The sequence below is a fragment of the Thermotoga caldifontis AZM44c09 genome, assembly GCF_000828655.1.
In the GTDB taxonomy this organism is placed as follows: Bacteria; Thermotogota; Thermotogae; order Thermotogales; family DSM-5069; genus Pseudothermotoga_A; species Pseudothermotoga_A caldifontis.
Genome location: NZ_AP014509.1, coordinates 211,327 through 236,850, shown reverse-complemented (window position 1 = coordinate 236,850; position 25,524 = coordinate 211,327). Strand labels below are relative to the sequence as shown.

Annotated in this window: 26 protein-coding genes; 15 read left to right on the top strand and 11 right to left on the bottom strand. The window is 48.9% G+C overall.

Annotation, left to right across the window (positions count from 1 at the left end):
• Nucleotide 1 precedes the first annotated feature (1 nt).
• The 6 genes from TSP01S_RS01180 to TSP01S_RS01155 all read left to right on the top strand — a co-directional run bounded on the left by TSP01S_RS01180 (nucleotide 2) and on the right by TSP01S_RS01155 (nucleotide 3,651).
• Complete coding sequence (locus tag TSP01S_RS01180; RefSeq protein WP_041075760.1) at nucleotides 2-691, top strand: hypothetical protein; 690 nt, start codon at nucleotides 2-4, stop codon at nucleotides 689-691.
• Nucleotides 681-2,063, top strand: a complete 1,383-nt coding sequence (locus TSP01S_RS10015) for a sigma-54-dependent transcriptional regulator (protein WP_144380603.1) — start codon at nucleotides 681-683, stop codon at nucleotides 2,061-2,063. Before TSP01S_RS01180 ends, TSP01S_RS10015 begins: the two co-directional genes overlap by 11 nt.
• Before the next feature lie 152 nt (nucleotides 2,064-2,215).
• Nucleotides 2,216-2,584 (top strand): hypothetical protein, encoded by a 369-nt coding sequence (locus TSP01S_RS01170; protein WP_041075758.1) that lies wholly within the window; start codon nucleotides 2,216-2,218, stop codon nucleotides 2,582-2,584.
• Nucleotides 2,585-2,598: 14 nt separating this feature from the next.
• Nucleotides 2,599-2,961 carry a hypothetical protein gene (locus TSP01S_RS01165; RefSeq protein ID WP_041075756.1) on the top strand — a complete coding sequence of 121 codons (363 nt, stop codon included), beginning with the start codon at nucleotides 2,599-2,601 and terminating at the stop codon, nucleotides 2,959-2,961.
• Nucleotides 2,943-3,269, top strand: a complete 327-nt coding sequence (locus tag TSP01S_RS01160; protein WP_041075753.1) for a hypothetical protein — start codon at nucleotides 2,943-2,945, stop codon at nucleotides 3,267-3,269. Before TSP01S_RS01165 ends, TSP01S_RS01160 begins: the two co-directional genes overlap by 19 nt.
• Before the next feature lie 196 nt (nucleotides 3,270-3,465).
• A complete protein-coding gene (locus TSP01S_RS01155; RefSeq protein WP_041075751.1) occupies nucleotides 3,466-3,651 on the top strand; it encodes a hypothetical protein in 186 nt (61 codons plus the stop codon).
• Nucleotides 3,652-3,730: 79 nt separating this feature from the next.
• On the opposite strand, the gene TSP01S_RS01150 is transcribed toward TSP01S_RS01155, so the two are convergent.
• Together TSP01S_RS01150 and TSP01S_RS01145 are read right to left on the bottom strand one after the other, a co-directional pair.
• Nucleotides 3,731-4,264 (bottom strand): ThuA domain-containing protein, encoded by a 534-nt coding sequence (locus tag TSP01S_RS01150; RefSeq protein WP_231848579.1) that lies wholly within the window; start codon nucleotides 4,262-4,264, stop codon nucleotides 3,731-3,733.
• A 259-nt stretch (nucleotides 4,265-4,523) separates the two neighbouring features.
• The gene (locus tag TSP01S_RS01145; protein WP_197538904.1) at nucleotides 4,524-5,555 is read right to left on the bottom strand and encodes a glycoside hydrolase family 172 protein; all 1,032 of its coding nucleotides are present in this window, start codon (nucleotides 5,553-5,555) and stop codon (nucleotides 4,524-4,526) included.
• A 506-nt stretch (nucleotides 5,556-6,061) separates the two neighbouring features.
• Between TSP01S_RS01145 and TSP01S_RS01140 the strand changes: the two genes are divergently transcribed.
• The 3 genes from TSP01S_RS01140 to TSP01S_RS01130 are packed head-to-tail and all read left to right on the top strand — an operon-like array spanning nucleotide 6,062 to nucleotide 7,738.
• Nucleotides 6,062-6,388, top strand: a complete 327-nt coding sequence (locus TSP01S_RS01140) for an ArsR/SmtB family transcription factor (RefSeq protein WP_041075747.1) — start codon at nucleotides 6,062-6,064, stop codon at nucleotides 6,386-6,388.
• Between the two features lie 23 nt (nucleotides 6,389-6,411).
• Nucleotides 6,412-7,482, top strand: coding sequence for a permease (locus tag TSP01S_RS01135; protein ID WP_052463599.1), 1,071 nt, complete (start codon nucleotides 6,412-6,414; stop codon nucleotides 7,480-7,482).
• A 13-nt stretch (nucleotides 7,483-7,495) separates the two neighbouring features.
• Nucleotides 7,496-7,738 carry a thioredoxin family protein gene (locus TSP01S_RS01130; protein ID WP_041075743.1) on the top strand — a complete coding sequence of 81 codons (243 nt, stop codon included), beginning with the start codon at nucleotides 7,496-7,498 and terminating at the stop codon, nucleotides 7,736-7,738.
• A 697-nt stretch (nucleotides 7,739-8,435) separates the two neighbouring features.
• Here TSP01S_RS01130 and TSP01S_RS01120 read toward each other — a convergent pair.
• Nucleotides 8,436-9,824: a winged helix-turn-helix domain-containing protein gene (locus TSP01S_RS01120; RefSeq protein WP_041075740.1), complete on the bottom strand. Its 1,389-nt coding sequence runs from the start codon at nucleotides 9,822-9,824 to the stop codon at nucleotides 8,436-8,438.
• Between the two features lie 157 nt (nucleotides 9,825-9,981).
• Here TSP01S_RS01120 and TSP01S_RS01115 point away from each other — a divergent pair, with 157 nt between their 5' ends.
• A complete protein-coding gene (locus TSP01S_RS01115; RefSeq protein ID WP_041078273.1) occupies nucleotides 9,982-11,064 on the top strand; it encodes an AAA family ATPase in 1,083 nt (360 codons plus the stop codon).
• 361 nt (nucleotides 11,065-11,425) lie between these two features.
• Here the strand turns inward: TSP01S_RS01115 and TSP01S_RS01110 are convergent, their stop codons facing one another.
• Together TSP01S_RS01110 and TSP01S_RS01105 are read right to left on the bottom strand one after the other, a co-directional pair.
• Complete coding sequence (locus TSP01S_RS01110; RefSeq protein ID WP_269450323.1) at nucleotides 11,426-11,902, bottom strand: hypothetical protein; 477 nt, start codon at nucleotides 11,900-11,902, stop codon at nucleotides 11,426-11,428.
• A gap of 269 nt (nucleotides 11,903-12,171) precedes the next feature.
• The gene (locus TSP01S_RS01105; RefSeq protein ID WP_041075738.1) at nucleotides 12,172-13,944 is read right to left on the bottom strand and encodes a DUF505 domain-containing protein; all 1,773 of its coding nucleotides are present in this window, start codon (nucleotides 13,942-13,944) and stop codon (nucleotides 12,172-12,174) included.
• A 496-nt stretch (nucleotides 13,945-14,440) separates the two neighbouring features.
• On the opposite strand from TSP01S_RS01105, the gene TSP01S_RS01095 reads away from it, so the two are divergent.
• The 5 genes from TSP01S_RS01095 to TSP01S_RS01075 are packed head-to-tail and all read left to right on the top strand — an operon-like array spanning nucleotide 14,441 to nucleotide 19,736.
• Nucleotides 14,441-16,018 (top strand): ABC transporter substrate-binding protein, encoded by a 1,578-nt coding sequence (locus tag TSP01S_RS01095; RefSeq protein ID WP_041075734.1) that lies wholly within the window; start codon nucleotides 14,441-14,443, stop codon nucleotides 16,016-16,018.
• A gap of 51 nt (nucleotides 16,019-16,069) precedes the next feature.
• The gene (locus TSP01S_RS01090) at nucleotides 16,070-17,044 is read left to right on the top strand and encodes an ABC transporter permease (protein ID WP_041075732.1); all 975 of its coding nucleotides are present in this window, start codon (nucleotides 16,070-16,072) and stop codon (nucleotides 17,042-17,044) included.
• A 6-nt stretch (nucleotides 17,045-17,050) separates the two neighbouring features.
• Nucleotides 17,051-17,863 carry an ABC transporter permease gene (locus TSP01S_RS01085; protein ID WP_041075728.1) on the top strand — a complete coding sequence of 271 codons (813 nt, stop codon included), beginning with the start codon at nucleotides 17,051-17,053 and terminating at the stop codon, nucleotides 17,861-17,863.
• A gap of 5 nt (nucleotides 17,864-17,868) precedes the next feature.
• Nucleotides 17,869-18,819, top strand: coding sequence for an ABC transporter ATP-binding protein (locus TSP01S_RS01080; RefSeq protein ID WP_041075727.1), 951 nt, complete (start codon nucleotides 17,869-17,871; stop codon nucleotides 18,817-18,819).
• The gene (locus TSP01S_RS01075; protein ID WP_052463436.1) at nucleotides 18,795-19,736 is read left to right on the top strand and encodes an ABC transporter ATP-binding protein; all 942 of its coding nucleotides are present in this window, start codon (nucleotides 18,795-18,797) and stop codon (nucleotides 19,734-19,736) included. The genes TSP01S_RS01080 and TSP01S_RS01075 overlap by 25 nt, the downstream gene beginning before the upstream one ends.
• A gap of 281 nt (nucleotides 19,737-20,017) precedes the next feature.
• On the opposite strand, the gene TSP01S_RS01070 is transcribed toward TSP01S_RS01075, so the two are convergent.
• The 6 genes from TSP01S_RS01070 to TSP01S_RS01045 form a co-directional block, all read right to left on the bottom strand.
• Nucleotides 20,018-20,425: a cupin domain-containing protein gene (locus TSP01S_RS01070; protein ID WP_041075723.1), complete on the bottom strand. Its 408-nt coding sequence runs from the start codon at nucleotides 20,423-20,425 to the stop codon at nucleotides 20,018-20,020.
• Between the two features lie 14 nt (nucleotides 20,426-20,439).
• Nucleotides 20,440-21,042: an alpha/beta hydrolase gene (locus TSP01S_RS10370; protein ID WP_231848578.1), complete on the bottom strand. Its 603-nt coding sequence runs from the start codon at nucleotides 21,040-21,042 to the stop codon at nucleotides 20,440-20,442.
• Between the two features lie 236 nt (nucleotides 21,043-21,278).
• Nucleotides 21,279-22,412: an alpha/beta hydrolase gene (locus TSP01S_RS10365; RefSeq protein ID WP_231848577.1), complete on the bottom strand. Its 1,134-nt coding sequence runs from the start codon at nucleotides 22,410-22,412 to the stop codon at nucleotides 21,279-21,281.
• Nucleotides 22,339-23,199 carry an aldo/keto reductase gene (locus TSP01S_RS01055; RefSeq protein ID WP_041075721.1) on the bottom strand — a complete coding sequence of 287 codons (861 nt, stop codon included), beginning with the start codon at nucleotides 23,197-23,199 and terminating at the stop codon, nucleotides 22,339-22,341. The genes TSP01S_RS10365 and TSP01S_RS01055 overlap by 74 nt, the downstream gene beginning before the upstream one ends.
• Nucleotides 23,200-23,222: 23 nt before the next feature.
• On the bottom strand, nucleotides 23,223-24,422 hold the full coding sequence (locus tag TSP01S_RS01050; RefSeq protein WP_041078267.1) for an MFS transporter: 1,200 nt from the start codon (nucleotides 24,420-24,422) through the stop codon (nucleotides 23,223-23,225).
• An 11-nt stretch (nucleotides 24,423-24,433) separates the two neighbouring features.
• Nucleotides 24,434-25,435 (bottom strand): aldo/keto reductase, encoded by a 1,002-nt coding sequence (locus TSP01S_RS01045; RefSeq protein WP_041075719.1) that lies wholly within the window; start codon nucleotides 25,433-25,435, stop codon nucleotides 24,434-24,436.
• Nucleotides 25,436-25,524: the final 89 nt, after the last annotated feature.

Sequence of the window (25,524 nt, the reverse complement as noted above, 5' to 3'; positions counted from 1 at the left end):
GATGGCGCAGAGACAGAAACCTGAGCAGAGGCAAAAACAGAAACTCGCCCAGAAGCAGAAACGAAGGAGCATAACACCAGCCCCAGAGCCGATGGAAGATCCGTTCCTGGAAGTTTCCGAAACCAGCGAACACGACGAGGAAGACTACAGAGCGAACCAGGTCGAGAAATCCGAAGTGTCTCTGCACACGTTGGGTTTCAGATCAAACCTCCGGAAGGTCGGTTACATCTTGAAGACACAGGCGGGCTTGCAGTTGTTCACAACCACTGTGAAAAAGGGTGACCACGCGGCGGTCCACGTGCTGGAGGAGATCTCAGAGCGCCTCAAATCCGTTCAGAACAGCAGGGAACTGTTCGGCAAGATCGTCGTTTCGGAGAGGGTCTCCAGGACCGACCTGAAGTGGCTCGGCCTTGAACTCGAAGACGGTACCGTCGTTTCCCTCTCTCACTTCACTCCTGCTGGAAGATCGAAGAAAGAGAGCTTGCAAGAGAAGGCCGAACGAGCCTGGCAGGAGTTCAGAGACGAACTGATTCTCTGGAAGAAAGAGTACGCCAGCAAAAAACCGCTCAGAGAAACCTCTCTGTTCAAAGAAATCTGCAGAAAATACGCTGTTCATCAGAGAGAGGTGGGTGGATTTGAGCGAGAACTGCTCGCAAAAATCACCGTTGGTTCGGGTGATCTTGAAGGTTGACAGGGACAAAGTGCTGAAAGAAAGTATCGAACAGATAGTGAAGAACCTGCTCGAAGTGATACCGAAGAAACTGGAGAAGGAGGAGCTCTGCTACGCCAGCCTCGGAGAAGGTGGAGGAAAAAGGATACTGATCACGGACAACGTGGGGCACCTGTCTCTGGACGAGTTCGACGTGGTGTTTCTCTTCATAGACGACAAACTCGACGACGATATAATGAGAAACATCGTCAAACACGAAGTTTGGGGAATATTCGTGAAAAAGAATTTCCTCAGCGAGTACGAAGAGAAAGGCAAGTTCGAAGCTTCGCTCAAGGAAGCGATCAGGGCTATAGCGATGGAATCCATCCACGACGAATCGCTTTTCTACAAAAGAGTCGATTGGAAGTACGGCTTCAAACCTTCCACAAAGAAATCCAGCGTCGAGGAGAACAACTTCATCAGTCTCTTCCTCGACCCTTCCATGAGGCAGGTCGCATCCCAGATCAGGTACGTCTGCAACCAGGTGAAGGAATCGTACGGGAAGCTGAACCTTTCAAAAAAGCTCAACGACAGGCTCGAACTGATCAAAAAGTTGAAGTCATCCGAAAGATCTGAGGGCGAGTCAGAAAAACGAAAGAACAGCATGGACGAGATGATAAGGAACAAATTCGGTGCACCTTTTGCTGGGAAAGGATTGATCCCTTCCGTGCTGATAGAAGGAGAGACCGGTACTGGAAAAACCTTAGTCGCCGAGTTGATCGCCAAAGCAGCCTACGAAGCTGTTCAGAATGGAGGAGTACGGTTTGAAGACTTCTTCTGCAGATTTTCCATGGTCAACATGGCGAGCGACATAGTGGATTCAGAACTCTTCGGAACGAGGGCAGGTGCCTACACGGACGCCACAGACAGGCTCGGAAAGATCTTGGCGTTCGCCGGCGGAGTGGTGTTTCTGGACGAGATCGGAGAGATCGATGCTCACCTTCAGGCGAAGCTGCTCCTCTACCTCGACAGATGGCTGGTTCAGCCCGCCGGGAGCGACGAGGTCTTCTACGCTCCGACCATCATCGTGGCTGCCACGAACAGGGATCTGAGAAGAATGATCGAAGAAGGTAAGTTCCGTGCCGATCTCTACCATCGTTTCAGGTACAAGATACATTTGCCACCGCTGAGGGAGAGGAAGAAAGATCTGAGACTGCTGATCAGTTTCTGTCTTTCGATCTCGGAAGCCAGAGAGAGAGGCGTCGAGAAGATAAGCCTGAGGGCTCTGGAAAAGCTCGAAAGCTACCATTATCCTGGAAACTTCAGAGAATTGATGCAGATAATCGAAAAGGCCGTCCACGAGGCGAGCTCGAGGAAGAGAGACATCATCCTCGAAAGGGACATCCAGTTCTGAGCGAACGATCCACTGTGACCGCTTAAGAAAGTGTACATTCACTCTGGGGGAGTGGTTATCCACCACAGCCTCTCAACTTCTCACCCCTCTTTTTTCTTCACCGTGCGAAAGTTCCTCCTTCTCGCTGTCTGCAGGAAAGTGTACATGAAACTTTGGGAGGTCCCACGCCGGACCGTGCTCAAACGGAGAACAACGCTTTTCAGGGAGGTGGTAACATTCTGAAAGAGTTGCTCAACAAGCAACTCGTGCGGAAAGAAGAAGGATCCGGCTCTTTCTTCAAATCCATCAGCAGTTACCACGAAGCGCTGAACAAGGCCTTCAAAACGTTCGACGAGTCCATGCAGGAGCTGGACGCCATGGTCAACAGCGTTCGCGAACCGGAGAGGCAGCAGCTGGAAGAAAGGCTCTACGGCATCGTAACCCAGGCCAGGGCGGCGTTCGATCAGGCGAGCAGGCTCGCGGTCACTGCCATGGAGCTGTACGTGACGATGGTCAGACTCCTTTACGATCGCAACGGTTGAGGAGGTGGTACCGCGTGAACATCGATGAGATCAGATCGAGACTGAAAAAGAGTGAAAACCACAGAGAACTCAGCGTGGCTCTGCTCCTCTGTGCCGCGGCGAAGCTCTACGAGTTCGGGATCGATCCTTCAAAGTTCAAAAAAGAGCTGAGAAAGCTGCTGAAAGAACAGAAAATCTGTGAAGAATCGACGGCGAAGCTCTGCGGGCTCGTCCTGGACGGAGTTGGAACGGACAAAGCTCCGCAAAGTCAAGAAGAAAAGAAAGAAGATCAAAACATCCGTTTTGAGGAAGGATTCGACGACTGCCCAGCCCGCTGGATCGAACAAGCGACGCAGAACCCAGCTTCGGAGGTGGCACGATGGCTTACTTCAGAGTGAACGTCGAGGTTGGCCATCTGGGCTGTGGCAAGTCCATGACGGTGGCGAGACACGTGTGCGCCAAAGACACGCTCGATGCGTACCGTATCGCCAGGTTCATCCCGCGTGTCAAACGTGTGAGCGCCGTCGAGCCCGTTGAAAACCTTGAAGACTTCGCGCTGGGCCTTTTGAACGACGTGAAACCTGTGTGGTTCTTTCCAAGGACGGCGACCGAGATCGTCGTGCTGCTCGTGAAGGTCGCGTTCGAACTGGCGGGTGTGCCCCTGAGGATCGAACGAAAAAAGCGTCTCGAACAAGTCAAGCTCTGAAAACTGTCCGGCGTGGGATCTCAACCCGGGAAGTTTTTGAAAGATTTTCCACTCGAATCTGCGAACCACGTTGCGGCTTTGTTCACGCAGAAAAATTTCGAATTTCAGCTGTTCATAACGAATTCGAGTGCTCAAATGTCATTTTGATCCAAACAAAAGAGATGTTAGTATAATTCTTGTACGAGCGCGTCGGGGGGTGAAGGTTATTTACTACCGCTGTCCAAAGTGCGGACAGATCTACTACTCGGCAGCGACGCTCAGTGGAGACCAGCTCATCTGCGACTGCTGTGGTGCCACCATCGTCCCCATCACTGGCGAACAGTTCAAAAAGTTCATCGAGGAAGAGAAATCGAAATCTAAGAAGGACGAGGACGATTCCTGAGCTCTGCTCCTCATGAACCCGTGGGGGGTCTCATAGAGAGAGAAATTCTCATCGTTCCAGGTCCACCCCCGGCGCTTTCCTATCCTTCGACGAACCATCTTAGACTCTTCACGAGCAAAGATCTGAACCTCTCATCGTTGAGACCCTCTTCATCGTGGGCGGGCGTCAGCGCGAGTATTTTGCCCCTTTCTAAGCGCTTCTTCCATCCTGCGGTGGATCGACCGCAGTTCGATTCTGACCAGAGGAAGATTTCAACGTTGCCCCTCAACTCCACAAAGTAATGTTCGTCCACGATCTCGAACGAAGAACCGTCCGCACTGAAGTATTTGACCAGCGCTCTTTGGGGGTGGAATATGAACCTGCCGCCGACGAGTTCCGTGTAATCGGGTGGATAGCCCGCAAGGCCGGCGTGCCAGACGAACAGTTTCCCACCGTCCTTCACGTACCCGGTGAGCACCTGCACCTGTAATTCATTCAGCCAGCGACTGTTGTCCTCGTTCAGGTTCGATCTACCGATGACGACGAGGTCTGGTTCTTCATGGAGAACCAGATCGATGTTTTGATCCTTCACCAGATCAAGCAAAGCAAGGTTTTTCAGCAGAACTTCATTCAAGGCATCGTGAAATATCTCTTTTTTATGGTAGAGATCTCCAAGATATGTGAACACTTTCAGAGTGAACACCTCCGCAGAGATTTTTTCCATTTTGAGTGAAAATTCTCAAAGCTAATGGGTCGAATGTCCTTAAAGAAAATCCTTCGATGCTCTCATCATATCTTTGGGACCTGCTTGGTTCTCGTGGTAATTTTCTGGCATGATACTTATCTACGTACCTTTTAACAGCTTTTCCAACTGTTCGGTGACTAAGATCCCATCACCTTGGCCATCTCTTTTCGAGGTTCAGAAGCTTTGGAAAAAGCACGTGGGGTTCCGTCTGGTACCAGTAAGCCACCGTCGTGATGTCGTCCGTCAAGGGTTGATAGGTCCCGTCCGGCCACCAGCCGAGCGCCTGTACGATGACCTTCAAGCTCTTTTTGAAGAATATCGGATCGGCGATGTGCCATCTGTACATCACGTGCTTCGGTATCTGTCCCTCACTCTTCAGCCACAGTGGATATCCAGTGAAAGCTGTCGAATAGGTCTTTCCGAAACACCATGCGCCCCCGAAGTAATCCTCCGTTCCCGTGTAGCATATGCTCGGGTTTTGCTCGCCATCTATGAAGAATCTAACTTCGCCTTCTCCCCACCAGCCGTTGGAGAGCTGTTCCCAGGCCACGACGGTTCCGACGTATTTACCTTTTCCTTCGACTGAATCGAGTATCACGTGCTGGGGATTTTCTCTGCTCGTCATGCTCCTTCGCCACTGAGAATGGAAGTACGCCACGTCTTCTTCGAGCTTTTTTCTCACGAAACTGATCTGGTAAAAGAAGTGCGGTACGTCCTGATCGGTTTGGTTCTCGATCGTTATCCTCGCCCTCTTTCTGAACGGCATGGGCCAGTAGCAGTTGAACCCACCCGTTGGGTTGACACAAACCGGCAGAGAGTTCACCTCGAACCTCATTCCGAACGGGTTGACAAAAAAATCCCCCAGGGGAACTTCCACGGAGGGATTGGTTTCATCGTCCCAGTACATCCTCAAAACGCAGGTTCTGTAGGCCTTCTCGGTGACGGTGATCCAGATGTAAGTGATGATTCCTGGGCCTTCGATGTCTGCGAGTAGCGTTTCCTGTCTGGCCTTCAAATCGATGCACGGTCGAACCTTCCAGCCTTTGCCGAGCCTCCTGGCAGGATTGTCCGGGCCGGGTATTTCGAGCGCTCCCCTGTCTCTTTCCCCGGTAGGATTCTCGGCCGAGATGGAAAACGTTTCCGCATCCTCAAGCCCGTAAAGCCTTCCGAAGTCGAACACCAGAACCACCCCCGTGCGCTGCAACGTTCAGAACTAAAGTATTATAAGCGACGTCTCTGTGAGAGTGTTCGAACCGGGCGCATACCATCGTTGACGTCGAACCGGAGGCTGAAGCAAGCCTTTCTGCCGTCGCGCCGTTCTCGATTTTTGAACACGGAGTCTGCTTGGTTTCGTGTTGGAGATTCAGAACCTGTGCGTTGAGAGCCGGCTTCACAGAGGTAGTGGACTTCAAACTGGGCGCAAGAAAGTGAGCATCGCTGTTTTGCACGTGTTGCAGTCGATGAAGTTGGTAGATACGTACCTGGCTTCGATGTTGCCGAATCTGGTCACACCGTTCGGTATCTTCCCGATGTGACAGCACATCGAACAGTTTCCGATCGAGCCGAACAGTGCGGCATTCGTCCCAAATTTAACCTGCAGGCCTTCTTCCCGTTGCTCGATTCAAAGGATGCAGTTTATGTGTTTTGGTAGTATATAAGTGATTGGTTATATAAGAAGGTGTTTATATGAAGCTTCACGAGCTGTTTCGCATTCTTTCAAACGAAACCAGGCTGAAGATTTTAGCCGTTCTTTTGGGGAAAGAGATGTGTGCTTGCCAGTTACTGGCAATCGCCGGAACGACACAGCCGAACATCTCGCAGCATCTTCAAGTTCTCAAAGACCGCGGTGTTGTCAAAACCAGCAGGAAAGATTCTTTCATCTACTATTCGATCAATGAAAGATTCATCGAGGAGCATCCATTTCTGATCCCGATTCTCGAACGTGCAAAGAAGGAATACGGAGTAAGAGTCGTAGAATCTTGTTCTTCACCGAATCGGTCGAGTGAGGAGTGAAAAACGTGTCGATCTTCTTGCTGATGGTGCTGATCTTTGTGGCTTTCTATTTCGTTCCGTTCGGACATCCGATTGTCGATCAGAGTATTCTGAACGGATTCTACTTGCTTCAAGAATATGCGCGTGAACATGTTCTTCTGTGTCTCGTTCCCGCGTTCTTCATCGCCGGAACGATATCGGTAATGCTCAAAAGAGACGCCGTTTTGAAACTCCTTGGTCCGAACGCTAAAAGGATCATTTCTTATCCTGTCGCTGCGATTTCCGGAGGCATTCTGGCCGTTTGTTCCTGCACCATTCTTCCGCTCTTTGGAGGGATCTACAAGAAAGGTGCCGGTATAGGACCTGCCACCACTTTCTTGTTTGCCGGGCCTGCCATAAACGTCGCGGCGATATTTCTGACTGGATGGGTCCTCGGATGGGATTTGGGACTTGCCCGTCTCATCGCGACGATGACGGCGGCAGTCTTGATAGGTTTGATCATGGAGATGATCTATCAAGAAAGAGGAGAAGGCGGACTCGCGTTCACTTCCGATGACGATCAATACGGTGTAAGAGGAATAATATTCTTCTTGATACAGCTTGGATTTCTGGCAACGAGTTCTCTTGGTATCAACCAGACTCTCAAATATTCCCTGATGACATTACTCGGAATCTCCGCACTCTTCATGGCTTTGTTCGCTTTCAAAAGAGAAACCGTTCAAAACTGGTTGTACGAAACCTGGGATTTCGCAAAGAAGATACTTCCGTATCTCTTCATCGGTGTGTTCTTCGCGGGCGTTCTGACCAAGCTTTTGCCGCCGCAGGTGGTAACGGCACTCCTTGGAAACAACGATCTCTTATCCAACCTCGTAGCGTCCGTCATAGGAACTCTCATGTACTTCGCCACTCTTACGGAAGTTCCGATAGTTCAAGCTCTGCGAGAACTTGGAATGGCAAAGGGACCAACCCTTGCCCTTCTCATGGCCGGTAATTCCCTCAGCCTTCCGAGTATGATCGTTATCACGAAACTTTTGGGAAAGAGAAAGGCTTTCACCTATTTTGGCCTTGTGGTAGGCTTCTCAACCCTGTTTGGAATGATGTACGGTGCGATCTGAGAGGAGGGACGGTATGGCGAAGAAAGTGGAGATATTTGGAAAAGGCTGTCCACGGTGCAAGCAGACCGAAAAAATCGTGAGGATGGCGATCGAAGAACTACGAATCGATGCGGTCGTTGAAAAGGTTCAGGACATAAACGAGATCATCTCAAGAGGTGTTGTCGCAACTCCTGCGGTAGCGGTGGACGGAAAAATTGTCATTTCCGGTAAAATTCCAACCCTGGAGGAAATCAAGCGAATTCTTCAGCACGCTTGAAAACTGGACTCTGTTTGTGATAAAGCCGGCTTCACAGGCGGCATCTATTCTTTTCACATGTGCTTTCCTATCATACAAGAGCAGTTCACGTCCTGTCCCGAGGAAGGTTCAGAGCAAGCTAAAAGTACAAACTGTAAAGCACGCTCTTGAACGGTTCGTGATGGACGGCTCGATTTGGCTTGCAACTGCTAAAAAATTTTGGATCGTATTTGCGAAGATGATTCAAGAAGAAAACTACTCCGTGCTCTTTATGCTCGGTCTGAATCTGGAAAGGGCCTACAAAGTCATGTCTGCAAGAAACTGTTGGCTGAAGCTGACGGTAGTCCACGTGGCTTTCGCTTTCCAACGCTGAATGGAATTGGAACGCAGGAGTGGTGCAAAGCATCGCGTGGACCTTCAGCACCTTTGAATTCTCAGAAAGCAAAGGACTGTGAGACTTCGACGACGAATTAACACTTCACCTGGAGTGAAAACAGCGCTCGTTGCACCCCATATTTGGTAGAGTAACTCACAACCGTGAGGCGTCAAAGCAGAACTTTCTTCAACCTTTAACTCACAGGCATTTTCTTCTCGTTTACTCTATTAAAAGCCTTAATTTCTCATAACACGGAAATGTTCCCAAGCTCAGACAGTTGCTGAACTTTTTCTCATTTCCACCGGGACATTTCGTTGCGAATTTCTTTGTGACGGAAAGATACTAAGATGTTTTGGCACCTTCAATCTCATCCAGAACATCTTTGACCATTCCTGCGTATTCTTCAGCGATTCTGTAGTTTTCCTTTATCCATGGTTTTAGTTTATCGTATCTGATCACTCTTCCCAAAAAATCGTGGTCGTTTATACTCTTCGAGATGGTTGACAGAACGATCCCTGCCTGTTGCATGTCTTTCGCCTCGCCTTGCCTTACGAGTTCCCTTTTTATTGTCTCTCGGGTCACGGTTCCAAGTTTCAAACAGAGAGGGAGCAGGACTTTTCTGATCCGGCGTGGGACATCTTTATTTTGAAGGAGATAATCTTTCAACGACTTCCTCAAAGTACTCTCTTCATCGTTCACGTGATGAACCTCTTCCAGACATTCAGAAATCCTTCTGAAGATCTCAGAAACGTTCCTTCTGCTCATTGTGAGGAAGTATTTCCCAACAGGATTTTCTTCTATAGCTCTTATGAGCGGTGATTTCAGGAATTTGATGATCTCTTCCACTTCCTGTGGTTTCAATCCGGCTTCCTGAATCTTCTCTCTTGCCGAGAGACTGTCTATCGAGAAGTATCTAAGATAACTCTTCTGAAGATTTTTCATCTCATCGAGGAGGAGTTTCAGCTGTTCAAGAAACCTGGTTCTGTCACGATGCCTCTCTATGACCTTTTCCACAGTTTGTGAAGAGTTGCCCGGTGTTTCGAAAAGTTCTCTGAGTTCGATCAAGTTGAAGGGAAAACGGGCATGTTCTTTCAAAATCTCTATCAAATCTTTCGTCTTCAAAAGCACAACTCTGTTCTGTTGAGCCCTCTTTTCAAGGTTTCCTCCGGCGAAATCGGGTCCGACAACGACCACGAAATCTGCTTTTGTTTTCTCTCTGTGATCTTTCAAGGAGAGCCAATCTATCTGCACATCATCGATTTTTCCGCGCTTGCTTGTTTTTCCATCCACATTTGCGCTGTACGACTTTTCTCCCACTTCTGCTTTCAAAAGTACATCCGTGTTTCCAGGCGTTCCTATGAGTTCCGTCTCGAATCCCAGGAAAGAAAAAGCAGCCCTCAAAGTCTCTTCAAATTCCGATGGTGACGCGCTTTTGTACTGTGTTTCTTCCAGCCTTCTGATCAGATCTTCAAGTTCTGAACTTTCTCTTCTTCTCTCTGTGCTGTGTTCCCTCAGTGCAAAGATTCCCCTTCCAACTTTAACAAACGTGGAAGAATCACCGCGTAACCTGAAGTCGTTGTACATGACTTCGTAGATTTTCCATCTCAATTTGATCAGATCTTTCGGAGAATCGATCAGCTTCTCTTTCAATGCTATTTTCGCTATTTCTAATGCGCTCATTGGTCTTTTTTCTCTCTCCAGAATGAGACGTGCCACTTCCTTGAAGTTCACGCCTATCACTCCCTGCGGAGTTCCTCACAGATATGTTACCACTTCAAAATCTGAAAGAAAAAAACTTCTACGTTACTTCCGACCCCGGAAGTTGCTTCCGGTACCGGAAGTTACTTCCGCCCCCAGAAGTGATATGATAAGCATGGAGGTGGTCGACTTGCTCTTTTCTCTCACTCCTAAGACGAAGAAAGAAGATCTCTTCGGCAGGGAACGGGAACTGAAAGACCTCGAAAAACTGCTCGAAACCTACCCGATCGTTGTGATCACCGGCCTGAGACGGGTTGGAAAGTCTTCCCTCGTGAAGGTCTTTCTGAACGAAAACGATTTTCTACACATGACCGTGGACGGAAGAAGACTCTACGAAACATCGGAAGGCAACATCTCATCCCATCATCTCACAAAGCTTCTCGGAGAAGAGCTATCCAGAATATCGAAATCTCAGAAACTTCTGAACGTTCTCGAAAGGGTTCGTGGGATCACTGTGAGCGGAACATCGATAGAACTCAATCCGAAGGAGTTCAGTCTTTCTGATCTTCTCGAAAAGCTGAACGAAACGGCAAAGAGACAGAAGAAAAAGATAGTCATTTTCTTCGATGAGGCGCAGTATCTCAGATATTACGGCCATCGTGGTGGAAGCGATCTTCTGGCACTTTTTGCCTATTGCTACGATAATTTCGAGAATGTACGCTTCATCATCAGTGGTTCAGAGGTCGGCCTTCTTCACGATTTTTTGAAACTCGAAGACTACAGCTCACCCCTCCATGGCCGCGGAATAGGTTTTCTCACGTTGAGACCGTTCACCTTCGATCAATCCGTGGACTTCCTCATGGAAGGCTTCCGCGAAGTGGGAGAGAAGATCAACTTCGACGTGGAAGAAATCGTGAGAGAAATAGACGGTATAGTGGGGTATCTCGTCCTTTTTGGAGTGAAGTACCTCGAAAAGAAGGATAAAGATGAAGCACTGAAAGAGGTATTCCATTCTGTGAAGGCCCTTTTTGAAAAGGAAATGGAAGAGCTCAGAAAAAGGAGCGAAAGGTATCCGTTCATACTGAAGCAGATCGCAAGGGGTATAAACACATGGTCTGCTTTGAAAAACATCTTCCTCGCAAAAGGCGACTTCATCAGTGACTCCCGATTGTACTCTCTCCTCGAAACTCTGGAAAAGATGTCATTCGTAGAAAAAACGCAGAGTGGATACAGAATGGTTGATCCAGTTATCGAAAAGATTCTGGGTGAGTGAAACATAGAGTTCTGGCATCGCTTGCCGAAGTGCATTTGAGTGCACACTTCACAATGTGCTGGTAGTTTTGTAGAAATAGTAGCAGTACAAACGAAGGACGAATATGAAATCGAAGGCAGATGTCAAAGTTTGGAACGAAAGATGAACCCTGAAAGAGGAACCTTTAAACCCTGTAACGATAGGAAAGCATCACCTTTGTCCAGCCCAATGTAATATTGGCCGGATCGTTGAGTAAGATTCAGTTTCTTCACAAACTTTCCACGTGTCTGACAGAGTTTCTGATTTCTCTATTCGAAGACGACGCGAGCTTCTTACTTCTTTCTTCGGATTACTATCTACGCCTCGTTCCTGCTATTTTGAATTATAGATTTCCATTCCTGTCCAGCTTCAAAATGTAGACATCCATATTAAAATCAAACACGGACCCGGTACCCCCAGCCACGATGTAACCTCCATCAGATGTCTGTTGAATGGAATATGCCCCATCCCAGTTGCTGCCACCGTACGTTCTTTCCCACACTTTGTTTCCATTGCTGTCCAGTTTCAAAATGTAGACGTCTCTTCCACCAGCATCGAACGAAGTGGTATACCCAGCCACGATGTAACCTCCATCGGATGTTCGTTGAATGGAATATGCCTCATCCCAGTCGCTGCCGCCGTACGTTCTTTCCCACACTTTGTTTCCATTGCTGTCCAGTTTCAAAATGTAGACGTCTCTTCCACCAGCATCGAACGAAGTGGTATACCCAGCCACGATGTAACCTCCATCGGATGTTCGTTGAATGGAATATGCCACATCCTCACCACTGCCACCGTACGTTTTTTGCCAGGTAATCATGTCTGATGTGTTTTCATCAGTCGGTGTATCTCCACCACTCAGAGAAGTACAGCTAACAAGAGCAAAGAGTAAGAAGAATATGGTAGTGATCAACAGAATGGTGACAAACTTTCCTTTGTTCATACCACTTCCTCCTTGGTTCGAAAGTATCGCAACTATAATTTTATATCTGGTATTGTTACGCCCCCCTGAATGGATACTCACATATTTATCCCCCAGTGGAGTTCGAGCATGAAAAAAGCCCCACCGCCGGTGGGGCCTTGAATCTATTAAAATTCGACCCACGGATACTCTTTCCTTGCCAACTCGTCCACCGCCTGAAGGAACGCTACTCCCGCCTCGGTTAGTGCGTCCTCTGTGATGAGCTTGGATATTCTGGCAAGGAGGATGGTATTGTTTAAGGTCTCGGGATCAACGTTGAGTTCTTTCTCTATAACTTTCCAGCTTTCTGGATTTATTCTGATTCTCTTTTCTCTCATCTGAAGTCCACCGTGTTTTCTGATGGCCTGAAGGAGTCTGACCACGAGCGGTGTCACCGGCACCTCCACGTCATCGGGAACGGCTGAAAGAGACCTCTTCATAAGCTGGCCAGCTTCTGTGAGTGTGGCAACGTTTGTGGGCAGGATCTCCACCAGATTCTTTGCTTCAAGACTGTCGAGTGCGGTTCTTTCCTCCTCCGAAAGGATCATATCTTCGATGAAAACACCCGCCTTGTACGGAACCTTTCTGAGAACCTTCATTTCCGTGCCTGTTATGAGTGGTTTTCTCTCAACTTCGACGGAAAGCCTCGTGTAGAGGTGACCAGAAGAAGTGGGAGCAGCATCGCTGACAAGACCCTCTCTTCTTGCCTGTTCGTACCACTCCACGTTTGGAGCCGCGAACTCTTTCTTTGTCATGGTGATAGATTTCACACCGACGGCTGTAACACTCCTGAGGTTCTTCCTCTGATCTTCGAGCACTTCTTCACCGTAGCTGGTTAATTCGTACACGAGAGTCCTTCTTGCTCCGTGTCTGTGCTCTCTTGATCTCAAAAGGCCGAAACCTTCAAGGTTGTAGAGTGCAAGCTTCACAGTGAGATCCTTTCTCTTCCACTCCCAATCCACCTCTTTTTCTATCTGTTTCAATTCCGGGAAGACGTCTTCTTCCTTTTCATGCCTCTTCCAGAGTTTGTCGATCACTTCCAGAAGTCTCGCTTCGTCCTCCGAGATCTGGAAAGCGGGAGTCATGAGGTAAGGACCCTTTTTGTAGATCTTCCATGCGAGGTAGAGATGCTCCGCCATTGGGTGAAGTTCTCCTGTCCAGTCGATGAGCCCTCTTTCGAGGAGCACATTTCTCTCAAAGTCGCTCAACTGGTTTCCTTCGTAAGCTTTCGCCACGGTGTCCAGAACCAGTTCATCGAGAACTAGTTCATCCGTCACAAGGAGGCCTTTCCTGAGGGCCGCTCTTATCTGCTGCCCGAGCCCCGTGAGGGCGTAAATGTCAGACTTTGGAACGGAGAAGGCTATCATTCTCATCGCCTCGAGCTGGAGAAGTTCATCTCCACCCACAGGTAGCGTGCTGGACTCGCCCGGACCTTCTACCATTTTCCTCAGATACTCTGCAAGTTTCGAGCTCACGATCAACCTGGGATGTGAAGCATAGTAAACCTCATCGAGAGTGTAAGCGTAAGGTGTGAAATTTCCTTCCTTCACGAATCCTCTTTCTTCAAGCGCCTTGGCTATTTCTCCTCTCACCATCGACCGAGCCAGCTTTGAGTATCTGATCATGGAAATGACTTCGGAGCCGATCCATCTGAAAGAATCGTCCCATTCCTTCGGATCCTTCAAAACACCTTCTCTTATCATTTCGGTGAGAAGTTCTCCCAGAATGTTACCAGCAAAGGTCAAATCATACATCTCAACACCGACCGGTTTGACAAGCCCTGCGAGTTCGAGGTGCCACAGCGTTTCTCTGTCAAAGGCTTCCCATTCCCTTACGCTGAATTCTTCTCCCTTCTCGTAAAGCTTTTTCAGCACGAGTGCGTGCCTCTTCGTTACGATCATCCCTGCCACCTCCGCTTCTATGAATCTTCTCAAACATTTCAAATATTATTCTACCGCTCGATCGCTCACGTTTTTCTTCCGCTCAAACTAAACAGCGTGTCGCTGTTTTTGTTGTCAATACCTGTTCACGTGCGGTGAATTCAATTCCAGTTCAACGTTATCTCGTCTTTCGTTCACAGCCACGGACCAGAAAGCCCAGGATTTCAAAGGCGGTTCTGGACGACGAATGAACTCGGTCCGAACGGTGTCTTCCATCGAGCCGGCCGGATCGAGCGTGAATTTTTGCTCACACAACAGGCCCAATGTGGTTTTACCGTGCACCTTTTGCTGGCACTTTTCTGTTCGCTGAAAGAAGGAGATGGATGAGCAAGGGTTTCTTTTGGTGTCAAGCGAGGTCTACCCTCTTCCACAGCTTGTTCAAAAACTTGGTATAATATATTCTGAAGACATGTAATTTGTTTATGACAAACTGCCATTCAGGGGGAGGTGTACGTCTATGAAAAAACTGTTCGTTCTCGCACTTCTGAGCCTTGCGATCTTCGCGGTATCCAGCGAACTGAGCATGGTCATCTCGGTCACAGGACCACACCCAAGGAACTTCAACCCGTACTTCGCCGGTGGCACCGGTTACGCGGCGGCAGGGTTCATCTACGAAACGCTGATTTACTCCAACAACTACACCGGTCAGATCATACCGTGGCTCGCAGAATCCTACCAGTGGAGCCCCGACTACAGAAGCATCCTGTTCAAGCTCAGAAAGAACGTCACCTGGTCCGATGGAAAACCGTTCACGGCGGACGATGTGGTGTTCACCTTTGAAATGCTCAGGAAGTTCCCCGCCATGGACGCGAACCGTCTGTGGACCAGCGGTCTGGAGTCGGTCCAGAAGATCGACGACTACACGGTGAAACTGAACTTTTCGCGTGTCAACACGTTGATCATCTACGGAATCGCGGGAGTCTACATCGTGCCGAAACACATCTGGGAGAAGGTGGAAGATCCGAGCAAGTTCACCAACGAAGAACCTGTCGGCACGGGTGCGTTCGTTCTTGAAAACTTCACACCACAGGTCTTCACGTTGAAGAAGAGGGCAGATTACTGGCAGGCAGACAAGGTGAAGGTAGAAAGGATCAGGATACCGGCGTTCAGCGGTAACGAATCTGCACAGCTCGCGGTGGCGAACGGTGAAATAGACTGGGCAGGCATCAACTATCCGAGAATCGAAAACGTGCCCAACAAGGACATCAGGTTCTGGTTCCCGGAAGGAAACCCGGTGTTTCTGTTCTTCAACTTAGAAAGAGCTCCGTTCAGTGATCGCAGCTTCAGAAAAGCCGTCGCGAAGGCTATAAACACTGATGAACTCGTCAAAATCGGCATGACGAACTACGCTGTGAAAGCGAACCCGGTGATCATAAAGGCAGGTTATTCGTACCTGATCGACGATAGCCTCAGGTATCTGTGGTATCCTTACGATCCGAAGCAGGCCAAAGCGGAGCTCGAAGCGCTCGGGTTCAAACCCGGCAAAGATGGGATTCTGGTGTCACCGGACGGCAAGAAGCTCTCTTACGATCTGATCGTTCCGGCGGGTTGGACCGACTGGATCGCTGTCTGTCAGCTTCTGTCGCAACAGTTGAAAAAGATCGGAATCGAACTGAACGTGACCCCAATAGATTTCGGAGTCTATTTGTCCATGATAAGGGAAAAGAACTACGACGTGGCGATCAGCTGGGTGAACTACGGTGCGAACCCGTACACGGCGTACATAAATTACTTGCACTCCAGAAACGCTTACACCGGCAGCAACAGGGGTGGATGGATAGACAAAAGAACCGATGAACTGCTCGACAAACTCTCGCAGACTGCCGATCTGAACGAGCTCAAGTCGATCATGTCTGAGCTTCAGAAGATCGTGCTCGAGAATTTGCCGGCCATACCGCTTTACTACAATCCGGTGTGGTTCATATATTCAACGAAGAACTTCACGAACTGGCCCAACGAGCAGAACCCGTACGTTGAACCCAGAATCACCGGTATGGACAAGATCTACTTAGTCATGCACCTGCAGCCGAAATGAACAACGATGTGGCCGGGGGTTTCCCCCGGCCCTTTCGGAGGTGCGTTCGGTTTGAAGTATATAGCCCAGAGAATTCTCTTTTTTCTGATCGCACTCTGGACAGCCCTCACGCTCAACTTTCTGATTCCCAGGCTGATGCCTGGCGATCCTGCCGAAAGGATACTGATGCGTTTCGGTGCGGAGGTCAGCGAGAGCGCAGTCGAGGCCTTGAGGATCGCACTGGGTCTGGAGACGAACAAACCCTTGCTGGTGCAGTATCTGGAATACATAAAGAACAGTTTCAGTGGTAACTTCGGTATCTCGTTTCTTTACTATCCGGTTCCCGTCAAAAACATCCTCGCCATGTCTATGCCCTGGACGATAGGTCTGGTGGGACTGAGCACTCTTATCAGTTTCGTGCTGGGCACCTGGCTGGGGGTTTACGCAGGTTGGAACAGGGACAAACCTTCCGGTCTGATTTTAACCACGATGGCATTGGTGATCCGAGCCTTTCCTTACTTTTGGCTCGCGATGATGATTTTGTACGTTTTCGGTTTCGTTCTCAAATGGTTTCCTCTTTCGGGAGCCCACACCACCAAGGAATTTCTGACCGGCTGGAGGCTGGCCTTGAACGTGATCTACCACGCCGTACTGCCCTCGATCACTCTGATCTTCGCTTCACTCGGTTCATGGATCTTGACGATGAGGAACAACGTCGTCTCGGTGCTCGCGGAAGATTACATCGTGCTGGCTGAGGCGAAGGGGCTTTCGGAAGAAGAGATCTTGAAGAACTACGTGATGAGGAACGCTCTGCTTCCAAGCATCACGGCTTTCGGTATATCTCTCGGTTTCGTGGTGAGCGGTGCCCTCTTAACAGAAATCGTCTTTTCTTATCCGGGAGTTGGTTATCAACTCTACAGGGCCGCCATCACACAGGATTTCCCGCTGATTCAAGCGATATTCTTCTTCATCACCCTGTCGGTGCTCGGAGCGAACCTTTTGATGGACTTCATCTACGTTTTTCTGGACCCACGCGTGAGAGGTTGATCGAGCATGCCGAAGAAGGTGCTGATCGGAGCTGGAATAGTCATTTTCTTCGTTATGGTTGCGATCTTCGCCCCGTTTCTTGCGCCGTACGAACCTGACGAGATGGTTTCGGTGCCTTATGAAAGGCCGTCGATGCGGTTTCTGCTCGGTACGGACAGGCTCGGCAGGGACATCTTCTCACAGCTGATCTACGGCACAAGGCTTTCTCTCTTCATAGGCGTGATGACGGGCCTTCTGATGACCCTCATTTCGACCACGATAGGATTCGTGGCAGGTTACTACGGAGGCTTGGTCGACAGAATCCTGTCCACCCTAACGGACGTTTTTCTCGTGATACCGGGTATACCGCTCATGATCGTGATATCTGCGTACATGAGGGTTCGGAGTTTCTGGACCGTGATACTGGTCATCGCGATCACGAGTTGGGGAAGTGGTGCCCGCGTGATGAGGGCCCAGGTTCTGTCCTTGAAGAACAGAGATTTCGTCATCGCGGCGAAGGTCACCGGCGAGAGGAACCTCAGGATAGTATTCTTTGAAATTCTTCCCAACATGCTGTCCCTCGTGGCTTCGAACTTCTTCAGCGCGGTTCTGTACGCGATCATCGGTGAAGCTTCGCTGTCGTTCCTGGGACTTGGAGATGTGAGCAAGATAAGCTGGGGCACCATGCTGTACTGGGCCCAGAGTGCGAACGCACTTTTGAACGGCATGTGGGCGTGGGTGCTGGCGCCGGGCCTTTCGATCATGACGCTCGCTGCGGCCTTCGCTCTTTTGAACTTCGGGGTCGATGAACTCACCAATCCGAGGTTGAGGAAACGTTGAAGGTGATGGACGTGCTGCAGGTTCAGAATCTGAACGCGGGTTATATGTTCAAAAAGAAAAAGGTCTGGGCGGTACGGAACGTGAGCTTGAACGTTGGAAAGGAAGATTTCCTCGGCATAGCCGGCGAATCGGGTTGCGGCAAGACGACGCTCGTGATGGCCATCCTGAGGCTCCTCAAGAGTCCAGGTTTCGTGGAATCGGGGAAGGTGATCTTCGACGGGGTCGATCTCTACCAGCTGTCCAAGGAGGAGCTGGACCGGCTGAGGTGGAAGCAGTTCTCCTACGTGCCGCAGAGTTCTATGAACTCGCTCAATCCCGTTCTGAACATCAGAGACCAGATGATGGACGTCATCCTCAGGCACAGGAGCATGACCAAACAAGAGGCGCTCCAGCTCATCGTGGACATGCTCCAGCTGGTTGGAATCCCCCCAGAGCGCGTCAAAAGTTATCCACACCAGCTGTCTGGGGGCATGAGACAGCGTGTCGTGATCGCCATGTCTCTGCTTCTCTCACCGAAACTCGTGATCTTCGACGAACCAACGACCGCCCTCGACGTGGTGGTCCAGCGGTCGATCATCGAGAAGATTTTCGAACTTCAGCTTCAGAAGAGATTTTCAGCCATATTCGTTACCCACGACATATCTCTGCTCTTCGAGATCACGAAACATCTGGCGATCATGTACGCCGGTGAGATCGTCGAGTACGGCCCCACGAGAGAAGTCTACGAAGAACCGCTGCATCCGTACACCGTCGGGTTGATCGAATCTCTGCCGAGCATCTACGGCGAGTTGAAGGAGTACAAGAGCATTCCAGGTAGACTCCCCGACCTGTCCCAGTCCATCGCGGGTTGTTCTTTCTACGAAAGGTGCCGATCGAGGATGGACGTGTGCAGACTCGAGCATCCCGGTTTGAAAGAGGTTAAGCCAGGCAGGTGGGTGGCTTGTCATCTGTACTGATCGCGAAGGGTCTGAAGAAAAGTTTCGACATCAGGCGCGGGTTCACGGTTCTGAAGCTCAAAGCTCTCAGAGGGGTCGACGTCGAACTGAGAGAGAAAGAGATACTCTCCATCGTCGGTGAGAGCGGTTGTGGGAAGACCACGCTGCTGCGCGTGCTCGCGAGGATCCACCTTCAGGACGAGGGCGAGATCTTCCTGCTCGGAAAGAGGGTGGAAAAGAAGCTCAGCAGGAAAGAAGAACTCGAATACAGACGGAACGTTCAGATGATCTTTCAAGATCCGTTCTCCGCACTCAATCCAACCAAGAGGATAAAGAGCATCCTCGAACGGCCCGTCAAGATCTTCAAGCTGGACAGAAACCTCATCGAAAAGACGCTCGAAGAGGTCGAGTTGCCGATCGACACGCTCCAGAAATTTCCACACGAACTTTCGGGTGGACAGAAACAGCGAATCGTGATAGCCAGAGCGATCCTGCCGAGACCGAAGGTTTTGCTGGCGGACGAGCCCACCTCCATGCTGGACGTTTCCATAAAGGCGGGCGTACTTAACTTGCTCCTGAAACTGAAAGAGGACCACTCCGTTTCGATGATCCACGTCACGCACGATCTCGCGGCGGCGAAGTACGTTTCGGACAGGATCTGCGTCATGTACGCGGGTTTGATCGTTGAAGAAGGTCCCGCACGAAGTCTCGTGGACGAACCGCTCCATCCGTACACGAAACTGTTGAAGCTGGCCGCCCCGGATCCGAAAAGGTTGAATTTCAAACTGAACAACACCGGTGAACCTCCAAGTCTCATCGATCCTCCTCCAGGTTGTCCGTTCATGCCGCGATGCCCCTACGCGAAGAAGGAGTGTGCGCAGTTCGAAGAGTTGGTCCAGCTGGACGACAGAAAGGTAAGGTGCATCATGTATGTGTGATCGATTTCATCGTGCAGCGAGTGATTGTGACGATACCTTGCTCTGTTTGGGGTGAATCAGCTCGAGAAGGAAAGCAAGAGATGAAATGTTTATTCCATACTATGAGGGCACAGTTTGAAAAATGTTTCTCACGCAAATGGTGATTTCGTCAGTGGTTCACGTTTGTATTCGCTCCTCGAGACTCTGGAAAAGATGTCCTTCGTACAAAAAACGCAGAGCGGATGCAGAACAGTTGATCCGGAGCTTGAGAAGATTCTGAGCGAATGAAACGGAGGAACTCGTTACTTTCCTTCCGTGGCCTTCCGGTACTCTTCTTCTGTGACAGGTCCGAACCACTCCGCAGGGCCGAGATGAACCTGTGTACTGATACCTATATGTACGAGTTCTTCATTGGGTGCTGCGCCATGCCAGTGAACTATGTTCGGTGGTATCTCCACCACATCACCTTTTTTCAACATTCTCGGGGGTTTTCCTCTTTCCTGGTAAAAGCCTCTTCCCCGGGTTACGATCAGGATCTGCCCTCCCGGATGGCTGTGCCAGTGTGTTCTCGCTCCCGGCTCGAACACCACGTTGTATACCTGTGTGTCGAATACCTTGTTTTCGTCTGTGACTAACATCTTCACCCAGACGTTACCCGTGAAGAAGTCGCTCGAACCTTTAGAACCCCTTTCAATGATATTATCTACCACGGTTGTACCTCCTCTTAGTGATTTTTCAGGTGTTTCAACCAGAATTCTGTTGCTTTATCAATCCATCCTTCTGCGATGGTACCTTCTCCAAGCCCAAAGCCATGTGAAAGCCCAGGAAAAACAATTATTTCTGCATCAGTTCCATTTTCCTTAATCCTTTTGATCCTGTCCATCATAACCCTGTAAGGTACGATTGGATCGTTCGTTCCTACAACTGCGAATGTTGGTGGTTCTTTCCCAGTAACATCTGTCAAAGCAGTATATTGCATTATTACAGCTGCCGGACGTGGATATCTCTTTTCTCCAAAACTCTCAGTACCATAGCTTCCGACCCACGCTACAACACGGGCTCCAGCAGAGCCACCCCACAATGAATAATCCTGCATGTCTATTCCAAGTTCATCAACGTTCTCATGTAGAAACGCAATTGCTCTTGCAAGATCTTCACAAGCAGCCTGAGGATCTGGACGATAAATTAAAGCAAAAGCGTTGTATCCTCTTTTGCTGAGTTCAAGAGCGTGTGGAAAACTGTCTTGCATTGCTCCGACATATACAAATCCTCCACCCGCAACAATAATAGCTGTCTTTGCACCGTCATTACCACGAAAGAAAAACAACCCTGTGTCTTTTTTGCTTGGATCCTTTAATTTTTCTTCATCGGAGTAGATATCATAGAAAATAGTTTCCCCTGCATCAGCTCGTCTTTTAAGATAATTAACAATTTCTACCGTTTTGCTTGGATTGATATTGCTATACCACGTGAGGGAAAGTTCTCCAAGAGTATCTCCACTGTAGTAATTTTTGTTTGTTGGAAAAAGAAGTCTACCAAAATCCTTAAAAGCTGGATATTTAATTACCTCGTATTTACAGTGAAATCCTTTTGAGATTGGCTCTTCTGCAAATTCGTCTTAGCCCCCGACAAATTGATATTATTTTGAACACCCCAAAATGTTTTCAACCCATTGTAGATATACTCCATCGTAGCCCTCGTATCATGAGAATATCCCTCCTTAACACGAAACGCAAAATTACCGTCATGTCTTTCATCGATATTGATAAAATAAGGGGACCTTTTCATAAGCTCCACTCTGGCTTTATCGTAGCTGTACGCAAAGTCATTTGTTCCTGTAATAATGAAGACAAAATAATCATTCAGATCATGTCCGCGAGCTGCGGCAAAGATCCCCTCATCATCCAGAGTGGTACCGCAGCTCATCGGCAGGAAATAGCGAAAGTAATCAAGGGCGTATTGGAATGTTCGCCAGGTTGCAACCGCACCCATGGAAAACCCTCCGAATCCACGATGGTCACGGGAAGCAGTTAGGTCCTCTCTTGACGTGCTTGCAGCATAAGTGCTGTAGGTCCCTTCCACTGCAGGGATCAAATCGTTCACCAATTCATTATGGTAGTTCCTTGTCAGTTGCATTGCCAGAGAAAAGCTGGCAGAATCCAGTCCATTCTCGTTCGTGTTGTTATAAGTCGGACACACTATTATTAGCGGCTTTATCTCTCCTGCAGCAATTGCATTGTCAATGACATTCTTAAGCGGAGAGGGTCTATCTGGAGTGCCGAGCATGGTGGTTTCATCTCCCCAACCACCGTGCATCAGATAAAAGACATCGTATTTTCGGTTTTTATCATAGCCATAAGGAAGATATACGATTGCACGTTTTTTAAGGGTCTTTGATCTTTCGGAGTAGGAGAAAGATTCATAGGTGTCATAATATAATTCCACCAATGTTCCTGGTTGAGATGATGGTCTGAAGTATTCGTTTGGAATCTCTTTCAATTCCTGAGGAATCTTTATATTCATTACTTCTGATACCGCATTATTACTTCCAAAGCCCAGAGTCCACACCAGAAGGGTCAACACGATCATCGAAATATTTCTCGTTTCTACCACCCCCAGAAAACTATATTTTCCGTGAACAGATCCATTTGACGACCTCCGGATCCCTGTGGGAGAAGAATGCGCTCTGTCTTTCATCGAGCGTTGCGATCCTTTCCATGTCTTCCTGCGTCAGTTCGAAATCGAAGATACTGATGTTTTCCACCATCCTCTCTTTCCTCACAGTTTTGGGAATGGCAACGATTCCTTTCTGAGTGAGCCATCGCAGAATGACCTGTGCAACCGTTTTGCCGTACTTTTCCGCGATCGATCTGAGCACTTCGTTCTGGAAAATGTTTTTTCTTCCCTCAGCGAAAGGACCCCAGGCTTCAGGCTGGATGTTGTAATTTCTCATGAATTCGACTTCCTCTTGCCTCTGATAAAACGGATGTATCTCGATCTGGTTCACCGCCGGAACTATCTCGCGATGAACCATCAGATCCATCAACCGATCGGGATAGAAATTGCTCACACCTATGGCTCTTACCAATCCATCTTTGTACAGCTCCTCCATAGCTCTCCAGGCACAGTGTACATCCCCAAAAGGTTGATGAATGAGATAGAGATCTATGTATTCGAGTTGCAGTTTCTTCAAGGACTTTTCAAAGGCCCTCTTTGCGGATTCGTAACCGGCATCCGACACCCACAGTTTGGTCGTGACGAAGAGCTCCTCCCTTTTGACAATTCCTTCGTCAATCGCGCGTTTTATCGCTCTTCCCACTCCCTCTTCGTTCATGTACGCTGCTGCTGTGTCTATGAGTCTGTATCCCACCTTTATAGCCTCATAGACACATTCCTCAGTCTGCTCTGGTGGTATCTGGAAAACTCCGTATCCCAGAATGGGCATTTCTACACCGTTGTTCAGGGTGATTCTTGGAACCTGCATGGTAACACCTCCCATCGATGAATTCATGCTTCTAAAGTTCTCGTACCAACTTTTCCCGCTACCGTGAAAAAGATCGGAGAAAGAATCAGTATGGAAGCCGAAAGGAGTATGGCGTACTTCATCGAACTTGCCAACGAGACTATGTAACCATTCACAATAGAAGAAGCGATACCAGAAAGAAGAACAGCTCCCACGTAGATACTGCTCGCTTTTTCGAAGTGTTCCTGCGGAATGAGATCTCCAAATATCGCCCAGAAAGAAGGTGTTGAAAGCCTCCAGAAGAGGATGGAAAGCCCCATCAGAATGGATGTCAGAAGAGGATTGGTTGAGAGAGTGGAAAGTATTAAAAGAAAAGCCGACGGAAACAGACCGGCATACAGGGGAATTAACCTTCCACGCATTCCTCTCACCCGGTCAGACCACAACCCAACGAAAACCTCCAGTATGCTCGATACAACAGCCATGATTCCAAGTACAAGGGCTATGAAACTGTAACCCAGCTGGATCTCACGAACAAGGAAAGTGGAGAGCCAATTGAACATGAGACTCCAGGTGTAAACAGCGGAAAAATGACCGAAGGAAAGCCACAGAACGATGGAGAACACTCGTTTGAAAGAAACACGTGATCTCTTTTGAGAATCGTTCCACTCGGGCTTTCTCTGTGCCTTTGACTCCAGGGAGCGTTTCCACAGAATGTATGCAACAGGAACGTAAATAACACCGAGAAAGCCTCCAGCGATCATGGATCTTTTCCAATAACCACCTGCGAACGCAACAACAGCGTATCCGAGTGCAAGTCCGATCATAGAACCTGTGTTGTATATGGCAGTTGCGATTCCTCTTTTTCTGGAGTCCACATACATCCCCACTACTTTTGCAGCAAGAGGATAAGAGAAGGGAACAGCCAGGCTCCCTACTGACTTCACAACGTTTAGGGAGAAAAAGTCTTTCACGAAAGCAACAAGAATTGTTGGAACAGAGAGCATTATCATGACCAGAGCCATGGAGTTCATTGGATATAATCTATGAACAAATCTTCCAAAGAACATGGGTGAGAGAGCAGAAATAACCGTCCAGACACTCATAGCAGCTCCCATGATGCTCCAATCCACGCCGAATTCTTCCACAATGGAGGGAAGAACCGCTCCGAACACCGATCCCTGAAGTATTGAAAAACTGGTGAGCCCAAGACATATTCCAAGAAGAATCCCCATCCTTTTCATCAAACTCTACCTCACAGATACGTCATCTTCTCCATCTCCTCAGGGTACCTTCCACCTTTTATTTCTATTCTTGAGAGAGCATCGTTTATTCCCTGGAGTTCTTCCGGTGTGAGTTCAACGAAAGCCCCTCCGATGTTTTCCAGAAGGTGACTCAGTTTCGTTGTGCCAGGTATGGGAACTATCCAGGGTTTCTGTGCAAGAAGCCATGCGAGAGCTACCTGTGATAGTGTTGTACCCTTTCGTTCAGCGATCTTTTTGAGGAGTTCTACGAGTGCAAGGTTTTGCTTCAAATTCTCTTTCTGAAAGCGTGGAATCCTGCTTCGAATATCTTCCTCATCGAACTCGGAGTTTTCACCTATGGCTCCTGCAAGAAACCCTTTGCCCAGAGGACTGTACGCCACAAAGCCTATTCCCAGTTCTTCGCAGGTGGGAAGTATTTCCTCTTCAGGTTTTCTCCACCACATGGAGTACTCGTACTGCACCACATCGACAGGACACACTTTATGAGCCCTTCTTATCGTTTCGGCAGAAGCTTCGCAAAGTCCGAAGTGCTTCACCTTACCCTCTTCTATGAGTTCCTTTACAGCCCCAGCCACTTCTTCTATTGGAACGGCTGGATCCACCCTGTGCTGGTAGAGAATATCTATGGCTTCCACCCTGAGCCTTTTTAAAGAACCCTCCACTGCCTTCTTGATGTGTTCCGGTCTGCTGTTGAGACCTTTCCAGCCAGGCCTTCCATCTTCGTACAGCTCGAAACCGAATTTCGTTGCAATCACGACCTCACCTTTGAACGGTTCGAGTGCTTCGCCCACGAGTTCCTCGTTCGTGTAAGGACCGTAAACTTCTGCTGTATCGAAAAAGTTGATGCCGAGCTCCACCGCCGTTCTGATAAGTTTGATCATCTCTTTTCTGTCTGGAAGTTTCTTCTGACCGAAGCTCATTCTCATACAGCCGAGCCCTACGGCAGAAACCTCAGGTCCTCTCTCTCCAAGTTTTCTCTTCGGAATACCCATACTTTTCCCTCCTTTCTCTCTAAAACATACCGCTGTCTACTCAGGAAACGTTAGAAAGATATTCTCGAATATTTGCCTGATTTTCCATC